Here is a 16,088-nt window from a genome sequence, read left to right as displayed (position 1 = left end):
AGCCTTTTCAGGACTTTAGTCCTTACTACAAACTGTTTTAATTCTTAATCTTTAATTCTCCCACAGGTGCGGTGGTAGAAACCATCGCTGCCATTAATTGTTGCGGAACAACTTTAAAAGGCAGTCGGTGGATGTCGGAATTGGGATTGCAGGCTATGTCGGCGGCGCGCTGCAATTCTGCTATGGTAATGTCTCCGAGTCCGAGGTTGTCTAAAGTTTGGGGTAATCCAATCTCGCTGTAGAATTTTAGCAGTTGCTGTCTGGCGCTAGCGGCGAGTTGATTGTTTTGCAGCATTTCTTCTAGTCGCAGTTGTACTAAAATGCCGTAAGCGACTTTTTCGCCGTGCAATGTGCCGTGACTTGCTAATAGATGAGTTAGGCCGTTGTGGACTGCGTGGGCGGCGACGGTGCGACATTGGGCGCCGCCAATTCCGCCGATTACTCCTGCTAGCAATACGGCTGCATCTGTGACTTCTTGCCAGGTTTCGTTACCGGGTTCTTTGAGGGCGGCGGCTGATTTTTGGAATAATATATCGCGCAGTATTCTAGCTTGTTGAACGGCGGAAATGATCAGGGTTTGTTCGGAGTGTCCGCTGCTGACTGATGCTTCGTACCATTTGGCGATCGCATCTCCAATTCCTGCTACTAATGTCCGCTGTGGTGCGGTTTGAATTAAGCCGTAGTCGAGTATTAATAAGTCGGGACATCTGGCTAATGTGACATCGTATTGGAATGCACCTTGTTCTGAATAAATGTTAGAAAGGGCTGTCCAAGCTGCACAGGTGGCTGCTGATGTGGGTATGGTGACAATCGGGAGTTTGCACTGATAAGCGACGAGTTTGGCTGCGTCTAAGGCTTTGCCGCCGCCGACACCGATGATGAAATCGGCTTGATGGGTTTGGGCTGCTGCGCGCAGGGTTTCGAGGCTGGTTTCGCTGCAATCCTTGCCGTAGGCTGTTTCGGCGGATTTTAACTGCTGCTGTTCGAGGATTGGTTGCAGGTAGGTTTGGGCGGCGGTGAGGGAGTTGCTGCCGCCGACGATTAGCGGCCGCTTTCCGAAACGGGCGATCGCATCTCCGGCTTGTGCGATGGCCGATCGACCCCGCAATACACAGGCGGGAGCAATTGTCAAGGAATAAATTGCAGTTGGGGTGGCGGTTTTAGTGCTTTGGGTTTGAGTCATCGAACCACTGGATAAGTGACGAGAAGGTTGACGCTTTGCAGGATTGCTGGATTTTCTAGGATAACTCTAATCTATGCGGAAATGGTAAGTTTTATAAAGTTTTTATTAAGTATTGTTGGGCTGTTGGGGGATGGGAGAGGGGAGTTGAGGGGCGATCGCTATGATAAATTTAGGAATATAAGCAATTTCAAGGATAGGGCAATGCTGACTAAACAAGATTGGGACTGGTTAGCAGTGTGTTCTCATTATCAAACGGCTGTCACAGTCCAGACACTTCTCAAAGAAGGAAAATCTATGGAAGCAACGGCAGGTTTAGAATCTTTAATTGAAGCAATGGGGAGAACCGAAAAACGAGCATTAAAAAGCCAGTTGATTCGTTTAATGCTTCATATTATTAAGTGGAAATCTCAACCTGAAAAACGAACTGCTAGCTGGGCTATTAGTATTCGTTCGGCGCGGCGAGAAATTGAAGAAAGTCAAGAAGAAATGCCGAGTTTAAATCGTGATTTTATTGAGTCTATCTGGGAGAAATGTTTTCAAGTGGCGGTGAAAGATGGCGAGGATGAAATGGGTAAAAAATGTCAATTAACCTCACTTGCTTGGTCTGAAGTTTTTGAGGATGAATATAGTTTTGAGAGTTTTTGAATTCTGTCATCCTCCCAGTCTTCGCCATCGAGTACCGAAAACTCGCTTAATTCAGGATATGTCAAAAAATCTTCGGCTGTAGCAGGTATAAATGGTGCTAGTATTTTATGGCGTTCTGCTATTGGCAGGCTAGCAATTTCTCGCTTGTGATAGCTTGAGACTAGGTTCGGTTATTGACGAACTGTTAGACTCGGAACTTTCGCTGAGTAACTGCTTTTTCTGTTCCGTTTTTTGCACGAGGAATTGTGCAAAGTCTAGCACTTCTTGTTGTTTCTCCCTTGGCAACAGTCGCAGATTCTCTAACACTGTTTGCTCAAAATTAATTGTTTCTGACATTTCAATTACTTCCCTTAAGTGTTTCTCGGTTTATTTCTCACGCAGTCAAGTTTTGTAGTTCCATGTTTGCAAATCGCGCCAGAATCTTCATCTTTCCGTCTTACTTCACCCATCACACCGCCAAATCTTAATACTCTCATCATTACTGCCACTAACCAGAGTGTTTCCCTCCGGGCTAAAACAGACAGCATTAACCCCGGATGAATGTCCCATGAGAGTGAAAATTGTTTCTCCATCTTTTAGATTCCATAGTTTGATTTTATTGTCATAACTGCCACTAACAATAATTTGCCCATCCGGGCTTATAGCTACAGAGTTAACATAGTCTGAATGCCCTCTGAAAGTGCTAATTTCCTGTCGGCTTTTCAGATGCCAAAGCTTGATTGTGTTGTCTCCACTACCACTAGCAATAATTTGTCCATCCGTGCTGAAAGCGACAGAATAAACTGACTCTGAATGCCCAGTAAAAGTGCAAATCTCCTGTCGGGTTTTCAGACTCCACAGTTTGATAGTTTTGTCGCAACTGCCACTAGCAATAGTTTCTCCATCTAGGCTGATAGCGACAGACGAAACCGAGTTTGAATGTCCAGTGAGAGTGCGGATTTCCTGTTTGGTTTTCAGATTCCACAGTCTGATAGTATGGTCACCACTGCCACTAACAAGAGTTTCTCCGTCTGGACTAAAAGCAAGAGACCGAATTAAACCTGAGTGACCCTTGAGAGTGCTAATCTCTTGTCCAGTTTCCAGATTCCACAGCTTAATTTGTTTGTCATAACTTCCGCTAGCTAAAATTTTTCCATTAGGGCTAATGGCAACGCAATAAACCGCACCTGAATGCCCAGAAAAAGTACGAATCAGCTCTCCTGTATGGAGATTCCAAAGTTTGGTGCAATTTCCACTGCTGTTACTAGCAAAAGTCTTGCCATCTGGACTAATAACTACGCAATCAACAGATGAAATAGCTACGCCATTAAGAGTTGTTACACATTTGAAGGAGTGAGCTTTTCTAATGATTTTTTCTTCTATTTGGTGTTGGCGTTGGGCTTCAGCTTTGGCAGCTTTTTCTATTTGTTGTTGGCGTTTTACTTCAGCTTTGGCAGCCTCTTGAGATTGACGTTCGGCTTCTACTTGCTCAATCAGCTTTTTTAACTCCTGTTCATACTGTTCTCCCTGTCGCCGCTGAATATCCTGAAGAATATCAAAATAAGGTTTCACCCACTCTGCTGCCAACCCATCTTCAGCCAATTCCTCCTTTAAATTAAACAACTGAGGTTCATAGCAGGGGTCAATATTGATATAATACAAATCCGCTAAAAATCCCGCCAGTAACTTGTGAATCGCCACAATCAACTGCCGAATCATGCGGAGGGCTTTTTTCTCACTTACCCCAGATGCTAAAAGTGCATCTTTTGCCTCTTCCCAGTCAAAAACTTTGGTAGAAAACAGGGAAACTTCCTGATTATTCAGGAATCCCCAAAAGCCGACGCGGAAAGTTACGGCATAATCGCTGATATCGCTATATAAAATTGTAGTCGGAACCGGAGATAAAATTCGCTGCAAGCGTTCCACATCAATATCACCGATAGACTCAGTGAAATAGTCGCTATAAAACTTAACCGGGCGTAAGACATCTTGTTGAGGATAATGCTGTCTGAGAAAATCTCCCACACTTCTCATCTCAATTGGCAAATCTTGACAGAAGGTTTCCGGGCATCGCTTGCTAATTTTGGGCGGTGATAGTAAGATTAATAGGCGGTGTTGCTGCTGGAGTAAAATCTGCTTAGTTTCCTCTCGATTTAACTTAGAAAACCAAGTATCTTTATCCCAAATTGTTTGAATTTCAGCCAGCTTGACCTGAATATCCTTTGCTTGCAATTCCCGCATCAAATCCCGCTGCAAGGCTGCCAACTTCAGTCTGTCTCGCTGTTCCTGTTCCTGCAACTCAAGGCGGCGTGCTGTTTGTGCTACTGTTAGCTTTAACAATTCCCTGTCTCTGGTATCTTTGGCCTTCGCGTATTCCAGCATTTCTTGAGAATAACGCTGTTTTGCTTGCTCTATCTCAGCCGAATCCGATGAATTATTGGGAGCGGGAATCAGAATATCTCGGTACTTTTGAGAGTTATTGCCGAAGGCTTCTCCTAGTGTGTAGCCGATATTTCTGGCGATGGGTGAGAGCACTTCCGAGATGTAGGGAGCGATAGCGAAAATTGCTTTGGCGAGCATAAATGTGGGTGAGGATGCGGTTATTAGTAGTGTAGCAGCTTGTAAGTTGGGGGAGGAATATAACCAACTCAATCTTTTTTTTCATCACTCTTTATCGTAGGTAAAGGAGAGATGAACTTTCTACGTGGGGGATTAGCACGTCTATGACCAGTGCTGCTTGCTTGATATAAATAGAGCGAATCATTGAGTTGAACTCCATCGACGCTTCTAATTTTTTCTTGATTTTCACTGTTTTTCGCCCTAGTGACAGGAACCGTTATAGAAGCAATAAATGGCTTTTTTGAAATTTCTTTTCCTGCCCAATTTCCCCTCCGTTTTTGGATAAATTGTGGCAAGTCTGACCTTCGCAGAAGGGCATATAAATAATTACCTAACCGCGATTTATAGGGATTTATAACCCGTTGCAGCAATTGACTAAAATAAACAATTTCGTAGTCATCCCCCAATTCCTTCTGAAGTTGTCTCCATAAACTAATACCTTCTCTTTCAAAAGCTATCTCTTCCTGTGTACTCGCAAAACCAGCCGAAGCCGGATCATCCCAGTCAATAATTCCATCATAAATCTTTTGCCAATTGAGTAACCGTTCAATTGTTGCCTCACTCAGCATTAACTCTCTTGGATCGATATCGCCAACGTCATCCATATCCCAGAGAGGATAATAGTTATAATCAGTCATCAGCTTTATTCTTGTGTACATGACTATTTTTCCTGAGTTAAACGGCGGATTAATGTTGTTTTGGTAGGGTTTGCCCCGACAATATAGCCATTACTAGCTATATCTACAGAAATGTATTGAGTATCGTCATTAAATTGTACCTCATAGATAGCCCTAGTAGTTCCTTGAGTTCCTAAAAATCTGCCCCTAGTAACAGCAGCGATAACTGCATCAATAATCTGATTTTCAGAAATGCCTCGATTGGCAAAGTCATTAGCGTGTTTATTCCGAATGTGTTGCCACCCAGAACGATCATTACCACTCTCCAAAAAAACAATTTTAGCATCCGACAATCTGGCAATCCCGAGAATGTCATCTGGGTTATGCTTAACTCCACTGGCCAGCAGTTGGGCAATTAACTCCTCTCTCTCAACCTCATTCGTCAATGAAATTACCTCTAAACGTGCGATAATTTGAGATTATCACGAACTCCCTAACATGATCGAACAATCAACCGCAACCTACCGCACTGAAAGCGACTCGATGGGAGACAAACAAATCCCATCTACTGTGTACTACGGTATTCAAACTCTGCGCGCCGTCGAAAATTTTCCAATTAGCAGCCTTAAACCTTTATCAACTTACGTCGATGCTTGCGTTTTAATTAAAAAAGCAACGGCGATCACCAATGGCGAACTCGGCTGCATTCCCCAAGACATCAGTCAAGCAATTGTCCAAGCAGCAGATGAAATCCTAGCTGGCAAATTGCGCGATCAATTTGTAGTTGATGTCTACCAAGCCGGCGCCGGAACTTCTCACCACATGAACGTTAATGAAGTTCTTTCAAATCGCGCTTTAGAAATTATGGGCGATGAAAAAGGCAACTACAAGCGCGTTAGTCCTAACGATCATGTAAACTACGGTCAATCGACAAATGATGTGATTCCGACAGCGATTCGTATCGGCGGATTGTTGGCACTGGAAAAGACTCTGTTTCCGGCTTTGTCCGATGCCGTAGTCGCCCTAGAAAACAAAGCAGAAGAATTCAAAGATATTGTTAAATCTGGCCGCACTCATATGCAAGATGCCGTACCGGTTCGACTCGGCGATACCTTCGGCGCTTGGGCGCAAATTCTCAGAGAACATACCTTGAGAATTGACAGGGCATCCGATGATTTGAGATCTCTGGGATTGGGGGGAAGTGCGGCCGGAACAGGCTTAAATACTCACCCAGAATATTGTCAAAAAGTTGCTGAAATTCTCTCGGAATTAATCGACCACCCCCTGAAACCAGCAAGGCATTTAATGGCAGCTATGCAGAGTATGGCACCGTTTGTAAATGTCTCCGGTGCACTGCGAAATCTCGCTCAAGATTGCGTTAAAATGTCCCACGATTTGCGTTTGATGGACTCAGGGCCGAAAACGGGTTTGAAAGAAATTCAACTGCCTCCTGTGCAACCTGGTTCGTCTATTATGCCGGGAAAATACAACCCTGTGATGGCAGAAATGACATCGATGGTTTGTTTTCAAGTTATGGGTTACGATAGCGCGATCGCCCTGGCCGCCCAAGCGGGACAATTAGAATTGAACGTGATGATGCCCCTGATTGCTTACAATCTCATTCACAGCATCGAAATTTTGGGCAATACCATCAGCGCGCTGACTACACAATGCCTCGCCAAAATTGAAGCTAAGGGCGATCGGTGTCTCGCTTACGCAGAAGGCAGTCTCGCCCTCGTTACCGCCCTCAACACTCACATCGGCTATCTCAACGCCGCCGCCGTCGCCAAAGCATCTCTAGAAACTGGCAAATCTCTGCGGCAAATTGTGTTAGAACAGGGTTTAATGAGTGCAGAAGACTTGGCAAAAGTTCTAGATTTAGAGAAAATGAGTGCGATGCCAACATCTTCTGCTAACGTATAGGATCTCGCAGGTATCAGTTAGACACTAGAAGGCTGAACTCGATTTAATTCTGCCTTCTGTCTTCTGAGTTCTGCCTAAGCCCTGTCACAGGTTAAAGTTAAACAATTCAGAATTCAATTTTCTTAGATTTAATTCTGGATTTTTTATAGTCTAAAGTTTGGGAGCAAAATTTATGCGCGCAGGTTCTTTTGCAAAATTAACTCAAGATAAAGAGAACACAACTCAAGTGACATTTCATTATGTGGAAGGTCACGCAGAAACCTTTACTATTCCGATGCCTGCACAAGAATTCCAAGAGGAAGTGCTGCATTTGTTAAATCAACCTTGGTTGACTTTCCATTTAGCAGATCAAACGGTTTTTATCTGCACTGCCCGGTTGGTGAAAGTAGAAGTAAAACCGGCGATTCCTGACCTGCAAGGTCAAGGAGTATTCTCTAACTCGCTGCGAGTTAGTACCATGCAGCGGGCGGCAGTTGGTAGATTGCCGATGAATACTTAGGACTCATTTGTATTGAGATTATTCTTGGTAAGGTGCGCGCGGATCACCCTGCTTAGGGTGATCAGTGCGTGCGTTACATTGAGATTATCCCCGCATCGATAACCAATTACAAATTAATTCATAATTATGTGTGCTGTTAGTTTAATTCGTGCCAATTCATACGATCGCCAAATCTTGCAAGCATCTTTAGAAAGTTTGCTGGCACCCTTGGGCGGAATTTCGGCTTTTGTCAAATCGGGCGATCGGGTTTTACTCAAACCCAATCTGCTGACAGGTTCTCGCCCTACAAAAGAATGCGTCACCCGCCCGGAATTGGTTTACTGCGTCGCTAAAATGGTCATTGAAGCGGGAGGAAAACCCTTTTTAGGCGATAGTCCAGCTTTTGGTAGCGCTATGGGTGTAGCCAAAGCCAACGGTTATTTGCCGCTGTTGGAAGAACTGAATTTGCCAGTAGTTGAGTTTCAAGGAAAACGCTACGAAACTGTCAGCGAAGATTTCAATCATCTGCGAATTTGCAAAGAAGCAATGGAAGCGGATGTAGTGATTAATTTGCCCAAACTCAAATCTCACGTTCAATTAACCGTGACAATGGGCGTGAAAAATTTGTTCGGCTGCGTCCCAGGCAAAATGAAGGCTTGGTGGCACATGGAAGCTGGCAAAGATAGCGCCAGATTCGGTGAAATGCTTGTAGAAACTGCCCGGGCAATTAACCCAAATTTGACGATTTTGGATGGCATTATCGGCCACGAAGGTAACGGGCCAAGCGGCGGCGAACCTAAGTTTTTGGGAATTTTGGCCGCCTCTGATGATGTGTTTGCTTTGGACAGAACTTTAGTGGAAATCATTAATGCCGATCCTGCGGCGGTTCCGACTGTAGCTGCGGCGATGAGATTGGGACTTTGCTCGAATTTAGAGGCGATTGATTTTCCGCTTTTGCAGCCGGAAACTCTCAAGGTTTTGGATTGGAAGTTGCCCGAAACCATGATGGCGATCGACTTTGGTATGCCCCGCGTGATGAAGTCGGCTTTCAAACACCTTTATATCCGGTTTATTAAAGAAAAGTTCAGCATCAAGGCTTCGCATTAGCGAAGACAGAAGCGTAAAATTTCTTTTTTTTATTCCTTCTGCTTTCCATTGCTAATTGTAAAGAAATATTATTATTTTACAACATATCTATTTATGTAAAGTTTTAATAAATTTGTTATAAGTTTATGGTTTAAGTAGGTAGGCGGGATTAAACCGCATAATGTAACACTATGTAAACAAGTTTAAGTCAGCCAGTTAGTAGGTAGGCGGGACTAAACCGCATAATGTAACACTATGTAAACAGGCTTAAGTCAGCCAGTAGAGAGCATTTGGAGACTTGACCCTCATTTACCTAGGGGCGTTTTTTCGCGCCGACTTACTTAAAGCATTTGCCTCGCGGTACTCGCAACTCACGCTCATTCTTGCTAGCTAGAAGCAGTTAGATAATTTCATTTAAGTATAAACACTTGTAACAGCCCTTGGTTTAACCAAATTTACCCTACAATTGCGCTTTTCTTTATAATTGACCGCTCAATTATAAAGATTGAGTAAAGCTCGTAAAAGGTTATTGACAGTTATACGTAGATCGCAGATGATGGCGACATATCAAACAGACCTTACCTTAAATAATAAAGGTCTAATCCAGTTGCTGCGTCCATCTTAAGTATTAGATATCTCCCAAACAGAGTCTGAAATGTTGCTTGTATCAGGCGGCGAAATTTAAATTCGGTAGATGTCTGTTATATAGATCGATCAACAGCCCTTGCCAAGTACAGCAAAGATTCACTACCGCATCCGTAAAAACTTCAAATCAGGAACTACCTTCCCTATGCTGACTAACAACAATCTGACAATCGTACAGCCACTAAAAGCCAAGTTTTTGCCAAACGGTGAAGTTTTACTCACCCGCAAATTGATTGAAGCAGTTGGTGAGTTAGCCAAGTATTGGTCGGGTGATATTACTGTGATGATGGAAGAAACGAAAGAAGACAACGACCAGATGGATGCAAAAATATTCAAACTTGATCTATTGCCATTCAAACTGGAAATAATTTGTTTTGATAAAATTACCCCAGCTTTACTACATCAGCATCAGAGTGCGCTGGTATTGGCAGCCCCGGAATACAGACAGAACCATATCAGTAAAGTGTGTAAAATAGCGGGAGTACCGTGTATTTACGTTTCCGAATACAGTCTGAAAACTCGCAAACAGATCGTGAATGTGAGTACGAGAAATCCCCTGATTCGCTTGCGGAGAATAATCTGGACTTACAGTCAGGAATATAAGCAGCGCAAGGCGATCGCAATGGCAGAGGGATTGCAGTGTAATGGCACCCCTACATACCAAGAATACAAGCATCTCAATCGCAACCCAGAGTTGTTCTTGGACACGCGGATTAGAGAGGATATGTTAGCAACAAAAGCTGACATTGAACGGCGCACTGAAAACCGCTCTCAAGATATGCCTCTCCGGCTAGTATTCTCAGGTCGCCTTATTAAGATGAAGGGGGCCGATCATTTACTTGAGGTTGCTAGAGAACTCAAACAACTGAAGGTGAAATTTGAAATGTTCATCAGTGGTATTGGTGACTTAGAAGAGATGATGCACCAGCAAATAGCTGCAAATCAACTTAATGATTGCGTGAAAATGCTCGGAGTGCCTGACTTTAAAACAGATTTTTTCCCCTTTGTTAAGAACAATATTGATTTGTTTGTTTGCTGTCACCGGCAGGGCGATCCTTCTTGTACTTACATAGAAACTATGGCTGCTGGCGTGCCAATTGTTGGGTATGCTAACGAAGCATTCCAGGGAATTGCAGAAATGTCGGAGACAGGATGGGTTGTGCCAATGAATCAGCCTAAACAGATGGCGAAGAAAATTGCAGCACTCAGCTACAACCGGGAAGAAATTAAATCGATGTCGTTGAAGTCGCTGAAGTTTGCTCAACAGCACACATTTGAGAAGACTTTTCAAGCTCGCATAAAACATATGCAGGCTATTGCTTACTCAACGCGGCCTCATCCAGTCACCGAAAGTCAAGTATGTGAGGCTCCCGATATGGTTTTGGCGTACACTCAACTGCGTTAAGAATCCTTCTGCCTATGATTGAGACAGGTTTCATTAAGGTAGCCACGGTAATTGGAGGTCTTGTAAAGGCAAGGGTTGGGGTGAGCGATCGCCATTAGATTTAGATGTTTTTTTCAAACTTAATAGCATCAAATTCTACTGGGCGATCGCACTTCTTCCATATGTTCTCAAGTCTCCTTTAACGGGTTAAATTTTCTTGGCAACTACCCGCTTCCACAGCAACTCTAAACCATCGAGTGACCAACTTATTTTCCTTTCCACCGGAACTGGCAAAACTAACAGGGGTTTTAGTTTAAATCTTGTTAAATCAAGTGCTTCATTATTTACTAGGTATATGCACAAATGCTTTTATTAGTATCATACTTTAGAGGTATATGATGTTTCTAACTTAATGTATACTTTAATTATTGCTGAATTCTTGACTAGAGAAAAACTTACTCTCCGCCCGCTCGCGGAAGGTATAGTTTTTTATCAAAAGTGACAAAGCCAGCTAAATGCGTTAACTTAAATTCGATGTTACCTGTAAACCACGCCTCAGTAATGAATGGTATTCCCAAAATTTCATAAATTTTAGGCATTCATCTCCTGTATTGAGGATAACACAATTATCACTCGCACATAAAGTCCCGGAGTGATCTAACATAAGCGGTTATTAATACATCCAGTTCCTAAGTAAGGAAAACTAAAATGCAAAGTCAAACGTGCTTAAGCCCTACCGTCGTCTGCCCGATATCGGGACAGAGTATGAAACCGTGGCTATTCATACCCGGTGATTGGCGCAGACCTCCAAACAATGAGTCATTTCAATTGTACTGGTGCGAAAAGTCACAACTTGGGTGCATTCATCCTCTACCCGAACTCAACAAAATCGCCAGCTTCTACGACATCGATGAGTATTATACTCATCATATAGACTTTACAGGCTTCGGATCTGCCTCTTCTATTTCCTTCTTCGATAAATTGCGTACCCATCTAGCTTGGCGTTTCGATCGCGGAGTAGATGTCACAAGTAAATGGTGGAAGCAACAGTTCGGGACTGCTTCCTCCTCGATCTTAGAAATTGGTTGCGCCAACGGGCACCTGCTGCAAGAACTGCGAGCAGATGGTCACAAAGTCTGGGGCGTAGAACCCGATCAACAAGCTTTAGTGTTGGCCCAGCAGCGAGGTCTTAATGTACTTTATGGTACTGCTGAATCTTTGCCCCCGGAAGTCCAGTCTAGACAGTACGACATAATTGTGATGAACCACGTACTCGAACATACCAGAGATCCTTTACTTGCACTCCGCAATGCCATGCAGTTGCTCGTGCGTGGCGGCAAATTGGTGATGGAAGTACCAAATAACTCTTGTATTGGGCTGAAGTCCTCAGGGATTGCATGGATGCATCTAGATGTACCAAGGCATTTGTATTTCTTCACACCGCAGAGCTTTCGCGCTATCTGTGAAAAAGTAGGATTTGAGATAATTTCTACCCAGTTTAATGGCTACTATCGCCAATTTGAAAACACTTGGATCAATGATGAAAGAAAAATTTTCAGTGTGTTCGATTCAATGGCATCTCATCAGATAGTAAAGCCCAAGGAAAACAGTAAAGTCCAAGCTTGGAAGCTACTGCTGAAAACAATTTTTGCTGCTGATGAAAACAAGTACGACTCGATCCGGATTGTGGCACAAAAGCCATAGCAATATCGAGGTAAGGGCAATAAACTTTGGCTTTGATTATCAAGTTTGGTTACACACTCACCATACTTTTGCGAGCCTCTGCCATCATCGCCCATGCCAGGAGTACAGTCAAACCAAATGCGACTATTGACCCAGCAATCCACCTGACTCGATCGAGACTGACGCACAAACTTTGTATGTAAGGTGTGCAGTCCGCAGCTTACCACATAGATAATGTAAAAAGTGTTTTCTGGCGTAATATAGTTTCGGGTTGCATCGCAATAATATATTGGGATAATGTCAGTGGGAGCTTAAGAGAGCGCTCCCAAAATCGCGTTCTTTTAAGCTCCCACTATAATTCGGAGGCCACCGGATTTGATATAAATTTTATTGAATATGCGATCGCAGTTGCACCTCAGAACGATTAGTTACGATATGTTTGCTTTTTTAATTTTTTCTTGTGAGTACCCATAATTCACAAGAAACTTTTAAATTTCAACCATATAATACTTCTTCTACAGGCGGCGTGGCGTCTGTGGGGTCGAACTGTTTGATTTTCAAAGCTTGTAGCAAAAACAGCCAGATATAAAGCGGATTCAAAAAAACATACCGCTGCCAAAGGCGCCGAGGTTCCTTAATCATCCGAAACAGCCATTCCAAACCTATTTTAGATAAAAAGTCAGGAGATTTAGCCAAATTACCCGCATGAAAATCGTAAGCAGCACCTACAGCAATCAGCGGCATTGATAACTCATCGCGGTATTCGTAAGCCCAGACTTCTTGTCGCGGACACCCCAAACCGACAAAAGTAATTGCTGCACCGCTGTTGCGAATTTGCTCTGCAATTTCTTGTTTCTCTTGGGGCGAAACGTGCCTAAATTTAGAAGGCTGAGTTCCAGCAATAATTAACTTGGGAAAACGCTGGCAAAGATTGCGAGATAAAGCTTCCAGTACAGAAGCTTGAGATCCGTACAAATAGATAGGTAATCCTTCTTCCGCCGCACGTTCGCAGATTTGTAACATCGCATTCGGCCCGCAAACTCGATCGGGCAATTCCGTATGGTAGAGCCAATTTAAAGCCCACCTGACGGGCTGTCCGTCTGGCAATACTAAGTCAATGTGATTAATCCGATAACGATGAGTGCTGTCGAGGACCCCAGTCATTACCCCGTGAACCGCTAGAGCAGAAACTGACATTGGTTTTCCGGCGCTGGCTGCTGCAATAATTTTGCTAACAGCCGCTTCATAATTAACGGCATTTACTAATATGCCCAGTACATTCTTTTTCCCTTTATCAATCATGGAGCACCTCTTTAAGTCAACGCTCGCAGTTACACTCATAAATCTCCCCTAAGATTTGTTTAACCTTGTATTCTTCAATCTTTTACCGATATTCCCAGCACATTCTTTTTGCCCCGCTCAATCATTGGAATCCTCTTTCAGCCAACGCTCGCGGTTACATTCATAAATCTCCTGTAGGATTTGTTTAACGTTATATTTCATTTTCCAGTTGGGATAGTGACTGGAAAATTTTGAATTGTCGCTAATCCACCAAATGTGATCGCCAATGCGATTCCCTTCAGCGTAAGTCCAATTAAATTTGCGTTCTGCAATTGCCTCACACATCTGAATCGCTTCTAACATCGAACAATTGCTGTACCGGCCTCCTCCTGTATTATAAACTTGGGCGCTTCGGGGAGCTTTATAAAATTCATAAAATGCCGAAATTAAATCTGCGCTATGAATGTTATCGCGAACTTGCTTGCCTTTGTAGCCAAACACGGTGTAAGGAGTTCCCGTGACAGCACACTTCATCAAGTAGGCTAGGAAGCCGTGCAATTGAGCTCCTGAGTGGTTTGGACCCGTCAAACAGCCGCCGCGAAAACAAGCGGTGTTCATATTAAAATATCGACCGTATTCTTGGACTAAAACGTCAGCAGCTACCTTAGAAGCACCAAACAAACTGTGCAGGCACTGATCGATTGACATATCTTCCCGAATACCGCTTTCGTAAGTATGGCCTGGTTCAATTTCCCACCTGTATTCTAATTCAATTAAAGGCAAACTGTTAGGCGTATCGCCGTATACTTTATTGGTAGAAGTGAAAATGAAAACCGCTTTAGGACAGTACAAACGAGTTACTTCTAGAAGGTTGAGAGTGCCGTTGGCATTGACGGTAAAGTCTATTTTCGGAGCACGGGAAGCCCAATCATGACTGGGCTGGGCTGCTGTGTGAATTACTAATTCGATCGACTCGCCGTACCGCTGAAAGATATTGGTAATCGCTTCATAGTCGCGAATGTCCACATCTAAGTGATAATACTTGGTACCCAAAGACTTTTCTAGCAGTTGGCGGTTCCAGTTTGTAGAACCATCAGCACCAAAAAAGAACTGGCGCATATTATTGTCGATCCCAACTATATCTAAGCCTTGTTTGGCAAAGAACTGACACGCCTCAGAGCCAATTAAACCCGCCGAGCCAGTAATGATTGCAACGCCCACGTTTCACCGCCTGAAAAAATATAGTTTTCTTTGTTTTGCCCGATCGAACCCATCAGAAGTTATCCTGATTTTCCATCGAATACATCTTCGCACAATTGGGCAAAGAATAAACCTTTAACATCCCAATCATAGATTTCCCTGACGCGCGTTTGACCCGCTCGACCCAAGCGATCTCGCAATTCACGATCGTGGGCTAAACACACTATAGCTTCTGCTAGACCTTGCACAGTGCGATCGGGGTCAGTAGCAGCCACTTTAATCCCCGTTTGAGCCGTCACTTGAGTAGCCGGTCCGCCCAAATCCAAACAAATCGTGGGACGACCAACCCCCATCATTTCCGTGCAAACAAAACCACCAGAGTCATGCAAACTCGGATGGAGGAGAACGTGAGACTCCCCCATTTTAGAAAGAGTTTCAGTGCGAGATAAAGTTCCCCAAAAAAATACTTTATTTGCCAGTCCCAATTCTGTGGCCAAAGCTTCCAAACGCTGCCTTTCCGGGCCGTCTCCGACAATCCAGTATTCCGATTGTTCCAGCTTCGCCTCCGCAAATGCACGGAGTCCCAAGTGCACCCCTTTCCAATGTAAGAGACGACCAACACTGATGAATCTAATTGGTTGCTCAGGCGGGGTAGAAAATTGCTCTAGTTCTTGAATTTCCTGCTGCGACAAACCGACTTGCGAGAAAATCTTCACGTTTTTTGCTTTGAGAAATCGCAGTCTGGCTGCGGTTTCTTCCGTAGTCGCCAGCGCCACGGCACTGCGACGCGCCGTCAGACCCACAAATGGATCGCGTTCTCCTAGCCTTTGAGCCAATGCCCGCAGCGTTTCGTAAATTTTTCCCCGGCGGCTAAAATCTTGCCAAAAAGCCTTTGGTGCTGCTTCTGCACCCCCCACCGGCCCCCAAATAAAAGGATGTGGCAACAGCGCCAAGAAACTGGGAGACCAATGTTTGACATAAGTTACGTGATGTACTATGTCAAAACCAATTTCGCGATCGAGCTTCCGAGCGATAAAATAAGCCCAGATTTGCCACAGATAGTAGTGAAGTTGCAGCAATCCTTGTTTCCCCTTCCAATCTTCGCTCCACCCAAACGGATCAAAATAAACAAAGTGCAGGTTTGGCACTGGGTTCCGCTCTAGTTCGGCTTCAATGTACGATCGACAAAACGTGCGAGTAAACACCCAACTTTCGTGATGTTTAGCAGATTGGATAACAGTATTCCATCCTACTCCCTCTTCGGAGCCGAGATTCGGTTCGCAAGCAAACGCAGATAATAAAACTTTCATGGCTAAGTGGTAATTGCTAATTGGTAATTGCTAAATTTTTCCTCTTCCCTCTTCC

The 16,088-nt window shown here is 43.9% G+C and carries 15 protein-coding genes; 7 read left to right on the top strand and 8 right to left on the bottom strand.

The window, feature by feature from the left end:
* Nucleotides 1-37: 37 nt before the first annotated feature.
* On the bottom strand, nucleotides 38-1,183 hold the full coding sequence (locus QUA42_RS03340; RefSeq protein WP_333135113.1) for an iron-containing alcohol dehydrogenase family protein: 1,146 nt from the start codon (nucleotides 1,181-1,183) through the stop codon (nucleotides 38-40).
* 201 nt (nucleotides 1,184-1,384) lie between these two features.
* On the opposite strand from QUA42_RS03340, the gene QUA42_RS03335 reads away from it, so the two are divergent.
* Complete coding sequence (locus tag QUA42_RS03335; RefSeq protein WP_333135111.1) at nucleotides 1,385-1,828, top strand: DUF29 domain-containing protein; 444 nt, start codon at nucleotides 1,385-1,387, stop codon at nucleotides 1,826-1,828.
* Between the two features lie 129 nt (nucleotides 1,829-1,957).
* Here the strand turns inward: QUA42_RS03335 and QUA42_RS03330 are convergent, their stop codons facing one another.
* From QUA42_RS03330 to QUA42_RS03315, 4 genes are all read right to left on the bottom strand, one after another.
* Nucleotides 1,958-2,164 carry a DUF2281 domain-containing protein gene (locus QUA42_RS03330; RefSeq protein ID WP_333135110.1) on the bottom strand — a complete coding sequence of 69 codons (207 nt, stop codon included), beginning with the start codon at nucleotides 2,162-2,164 and terminating at the stop codon, nucleotides 1,958-1,960.
* Nucleotides 2,165-2,269: 105 nt separating this feature from the next.
* Nucleotides 2,270-4,387 carry a WD40 domain-containing protein gene (locus QUA42_RS03325; RefSeq protein ID WP_333135108.1) on the bottom strand — a complete coding sequence of 706 codons (2,118 nt, stop codon included), beginning with the start codon at nucleotides 4,385-4,387 and terminating at the stop codon, nucleotides 2,270-2,272.
* A 68-nt stretch (nucleotides 4,388-4,455) separates the two neighbouring features.
* Entirely contained in the window at nucleotides 4,456-5,085 is a 630-nt protein-coding gene (locus QUA42_RS03320; protein WP_333135106.1) for a hypothetical protein, read from the bottom strand.
* A 2-nt stretch (nucleotides 5,086-5,087) separates the two neighbouring features.
* Complete coding sequence (locus QUA42_RS03315) at nucleotides 5,088-5,489, bottom strand: hypothetical protein (RefSeq protein WP_333135105.1); 402 nt, start codon at nucleotides 5,487-5,489, stop codon at nucleotides 5,088-5,090.
* Nucleotides 5,490-5,541: 52 nt separating this feature from the next.
* On the opposite strand from QUA42_RS03315, the gene QUA42_RS03310 reads away from it, so the two are divergent.
* The 6 genes from QUA42_RS03310 (at nucleotide 5,542) to QUA42_RS03285 (ending at nucleotide 12,445) form a co-directional block, all read left to right on the top strand.
* A complete protein-coding gene (locus QUA42_RS03310) occupies nucleotides 5,542-6,966 on the top strand; it encodes an aspartate ammonia-lyase (protein ID WP_333135103.1) in 1,425 nt (474 codons plus the stop codon).
* A 172-nt stretch (nucleotides 6,967-7,138) separates the two neighbouring features.
* A complete protein-coding gene (locus QUA42_RS03305) occupies nucleotides 7,139-7,465 on the top strand; it encodes a hypothetical protein (RefSeq protein ID WP_333135101.1) in 327 nt (108 codons plus the stop codon).
* Between the two features lie 126 nt (nucleotides 7,466-7,591).
* Nucleotides 7,592-8,551: a DUF362 domain-containing protein gene (locus tag QUA42_RS03300; RefSeq protein WP_333135100.1), complete on the top strand. Its 960-nt coding sequence runs from the start codon at nucleotides 7,592-7,594 to the stop codon at nucleotides 8,549-8,551.
* Between the two features lie 769 nt (nucleotides 8,552-9,320).
* Nucleotides 9,321-10,580: a glycosyltransferase gene (locus tag QUA42_RS03295; RefSeq protein WP_333135098.1), complete on the top strand. Its 1,260-nt coding sequence runs from the start codon at nucleotides 9,321-9,323 to the stop codon at nucleotides 10,578-10,580.
* A gap of 744 nt (nucleotides 10,581-11,324) precedes the next feature.
* Nucleotides 11,325-12,263, top strand: coding sequence for a class I SAM-dependent methyltransferase (locus QUA42_RS03290; protein WP_333135096.1), 939 nt, complete (start codon nucleotides 11,325-11,327; stop codon nucleotides 12,261-12,263).
* Nucleotides 12,264-12,289: 26 nt separating this feature from the next.
* Complete coding sequence (locus QUA42_RS03285; protein WP_333060801.1) at nucleotides 12,290-12,445, top strand: hypothetical protein; 156 nt, start codon at nucleotides 12,290-12,292, stop codon at nucleotides 12,443-12,445.
* A gap of 292 nt (nucleotides 12,446-12,737) precedes the next feature.
* On the opposite strand, the gene QUA42_RS03280 is transcribed toward QUA42_RS03285, so the two are convergent.
* The 3 genes from QUA42_RS03280 to QUA42_RS03270 form a co-directional block, all read right to left on the bottom strand.
* Nucleotides 12,738-13,544, bottom strand: a complete 807-nt coding sequence (locus QUA42_RS03280) for a WecB/TagA/CpsF family glycosyltransferase (RefSeq protein ID WP_333135094.1) — start codon at nucleotides 13,542-13,544, stop codon at nucleotides 12,738-12,740.
* A gap of 117 nt (nucleotides 13,545-13,661) precedes the next feature.
* Nucleotides 13,662-14,744 (bottom strand): NAD-dependent epimerase/dehydratase family protein, encoded by a 1,083-nt coding sequence (locus QUA42_RS03275; protein ID WP_333135092.1) that lies wholly within the window; start codon nucleotides 14,742-14,744, stop codon nucleotides 13,662-13,664.
* A 59-nt stretch (nucleotides 14,745-14,803) separates the two neighbouring features.
* On the bottom strand, nucleotides 14,804-16,033 hold the full coding sequence (locus QUA42_RS03270) for a glycosyltransferase (protein ID WP_333135090.1): 1,230 nt from the start codon (nucleotides 16,031-16,033) through the stop codon (nucleotides 14,804-14,806).
* Nucleotides 16,034-16,088: the final 55 nt, after the last annotated feature.

Origin of the sequence: Microcoleus sp. Pol11C2, assembly GCF_036701505.1 — a bacterium.
GTDB lineage: Bacteria > Cyanobacteriota > Cyanobacteriia > Cyanobacteriales > Microcoleaceae > Microcoleus.
This window is presented reverse-complemented; position numbering and strand designations above follow the sequence as displayed.